This is a genomic window from Sphingomonas hankookensis (assembly GCF_022664465.1).
Lineage (GTDB): Bacteria > Pseudomonadota > Alphaproteobacteria > Sphingomonadales > Sphingomonadaceae > Sphingomonas > Sphingomonas hankookensis.
On record NZ_JAKREV010000020.1, the window covers coordinates 1 to 2500 of the forward strand.

Genomic DNA, 2500 nt, shown 5'->3' on the forward strand with positions numbered 1-2500 from the left:
TGGTTGCGGGGACAGGATTTGAACCTGTGACCTTCAGGTTATGAGCCTGACGAGCTACCGGGCTGCTCCACCCCGCGCCACCTGGGACGTCCTAATTGGACGTAGGGGTTGAGCATTGTGAATGGGTGAATGTGCACCGGCTTCAATGCCTGGCGACGACCTACTCTTCCATCGCTTAGGCGATAGTACCATTGGCGCGGACTGGTTTCACGGCCGAGTTCGGGATGGGATCGGGTGGTTCACAGACGCTATAGCCACCAGGCAATGAAGCGGGTGCACATAAGTTTTTCAAATCGATAGTATCAAGGTCGAGTGTTTCAACCACCGGTAACGTTAGCCAGTGCTGACGTTGATGGTGGGACTCTTCAAGCGCGAATAGGACAATTAGTATCGGTTAGCTTCACGCATTACTGCGCTTCCACATCCGATCTATCAAGGTCGTGGTCTCCGACCGTCCTAAGAAATCTTATCTTGAGGGAGGCTTCCCGCTTAGATGCTTTCAGCGGTTATCCCGTCCATGCATAGCTACCCTGCTGCGCCGTTGGCACGACGACAGGTACACCAGAGGCATGTTCACCCCGGTCCTCTCGTACTAGGGGCAACTCCTCTCAAATTTCGACGCCCACGGCAGATAGGGACCAAACTGTCTCGCGACGTTCTGAACCCAGCTCACGTACCACTTTAATTGGCGAACAGCCAAACCCTTGGGACCTGCTCCAGCCCCAGGATGTGATGAGCCGACATCGAGGTGCCAAACAACCCCGTCGATATGAGCTCTTGGGGGTTATCAGCCTGTTATCCCCGGCGTACCTTTTATCCGTTGAGCGATGGCCCTTCCACGAGGGACCACCGGATCACTATGACCGACTTTCGTCTCTGCTCGACTTGTCAGTCTCGCAGTCAGGCTGGCTTATGCCATTGCACTCTAACAGACGGTTTCCAACCGTCCTGAGCCAACCTTCGCGCGCCTCCGTTACTCTTTAGGAGGCGACCGCCCCAGTCAAACTACCCGCCACAGAGGGTCCCTCGCCCAGTTTCATGGGCGCAGGTTAGACATCAGAAAACAACAGGGTGGTATTTCACCTATGGCTCCACGTCAGCTGGCGCCGACGCTTCAAAGCCTCCCACCTATGCTACACAGTTCTTTCCTAATGCCACTCTGAAGCTGCAGTAAAGGTGCACGGGGTCTTTCCGTCTAACCGCGGGTACTCCGCATCTTCACGGAGAATTCAATTTCGCTGAGCATGTCCTGGAGACAGTGGGGAAGTCGTTACGCCATTCGTGCAGGTCGGAACTTACCCGACAAGGAATTTCGCTACCTTAGGACCGTTATAGTTACGGCCGCCGTTTACCTGGGCTTCATTTCAGAGCTTGCACCCCTCCACTTAACCTTCAGGCACCGGGCAGGCGTCAGGCCCTATACGTCGTCTTGAAGCCGACTTAGCAGAGCCCTGTGTTTTTGCTAAACAGTCGCTACCCCCTGGCCTGTGCCCCCAACAAGAGCTTGCGCCTATGTTGGGCCTCCTTCTTCCGAAGGTACGGAGGCAATTTGCCGAGTTCCTTCAGGACACTTCTCTCAAGCGCCTTGGTATACTCTACCTGACCACCTGTGTCGGTTTCGGGTACGGTCTATACGGTGGGGCTATTTCCCGGGACAGCTTCGAAGCCAGCTCAATCCGATAAGAGCTGACAACACATGCCATCCGTCACACACCACCAGGCCCACGAATATTAACGTGGTTCCCATCGACTACCCCCTTCGGGCTCGTCTTAGGGGCCGGCTCACCCTGCGCGGATTAGCCTTGCGCAGGAACCCTTGGTCTTTCGGCGAAAGGGCATCTCACCCTTTTTATCGCTACTCATGTCTGCATTCGCACTTCCGATACCTCCACGGTCCATTACCAGACCGCTTCACAGGCGTACGGAACGCTCCGCTACCGCGTACCGCATAAGCGGCACACCCTAAGCTTCGGTGCGTGTCTTGAGCCCCGTTACATCTTCGCCGCAGGAACCCTTGTTTAGACCAGTGAGCTGTTACGCTTTCTTTAAAGGATGGCTGCTTCTAAGCCAACCTCCTGGTTGTTTTGGGATTCCCACATGCTTTCCCACTTAGACACGACTTGGGGACCTTAGCTGTAGGTCAGGGCTGTTTCCCTTTTGACGACGGACCTTAGCACCCGCCGTCTGTCTCCCGGATATCACTCTTATGTATTCGGAGTTTGGTTAGTATTGGTAGATCTCGCGACCCCCGCAACCATCCAGTGCTCTACCCCATAAGGTGTCCATCCGAGGCACTACCTCAATAGTTTTCGCGGAGAACCAGCTATTTCCCGGCTTGATTGGCCTTTCACCCCTAAACACAACTCATCCGGTAACTTTTCAACGTTAATCGGTTCGGACCTCCAGTGGGTGTTACCCCACCTTCATCCTGGTCATGCCTAGATCGCCGGGTTTCGGGTCTAATCCATCAAACTACATGCGCCCTATTCAGACTCGCTTT

Annotated in this window: 1 tRNA gene and 2 rRNA genes (1 of these 3 cut by a window edge); all 3 read right to left on the reverse strand. The window is 54.7% G+C overall.

From position 1 onward, the window contains the following. Positions 1-77, reverse strand: a tRNA-Met gene (locus tag MF610_RS18780). Positions 78-147: 70 nt separating this feature from the next. After that, positions 148-262: ribosomal RNA gene (rrf, locus tag MF610_RS18785) — 5S ribosomal RNA — on the reverse strand. 102 nt (positions 263-364) lie between these two features. Continuing rightward, positions 365-2500 (reverse strand): 23S ribosomal RNA (locus tag MF610_RS18790) (it continues 659 nt past the right edge of the window).